The following is a 494-nucleotide window of genomic DNA, read 5'->3' on the forward strand; positions in this document are numbered from 1 at the left end:
CGCGGCGGCCGCGCGGGCGAGCGCGGGGTCCGCGGTGGCCACCCGGACGGGCGCGAGGGCGCACTCCGCCACCCAGCACAGCCAGCCCGCCCCGTTCGGCGCGGCGTGCATGAGCGGGCGGCCGCCGCCGAGCAGCCGGTGGGCGAAGTCCGTCCAGGCGGCGGGCTCGCAGTCCCCCTCGCCCAGCAGCAGCGCCAGCTCGGCCAGCGCCGAGCGCGCGGCGGGCCCCGCCCCGTCGATCGGGTCCGCGCTGCGCGCCGGCAGGAGCGGATCGGCCGGCGCATCCCACACGCGCAGGCCGGTCGCCTCCTCGTCCGCGAACGCGGCGCGCACGGTCGCGGCGCGGGCGGCGATACCGGCCCATGCGCCCGCACCGTCCGTGCCCGGTGGCGGTTCGGCGGGCGGCAGGCGCTCGGGCAGCAGCTCCGCGGGCAGCTGGGCCGCGGCCAGCTCCGCGCGCAGGAGCGCGCACCAGTCGGCGAGCCCGGCCGGGG

General features: G+C 82.6%; 1 pseudogene. It reads right to left on the minus strand.

The features are described 5' to 3' along the window. Nucleotides 1-494 (minus strand): annotated as a pseudogene (locus GSY69_RS13860) (hypothetical protein); the annotation flags it as partial.

The organism is Brevibacterium rongguiense (assembly GCF_009857845.1).
GTDB lineage: Bacteria > Actinomycetota > Actinomycetes > Actinomycetales > Brevibacteriaceae > Brevibacterium > Brevibacterium rongguiense.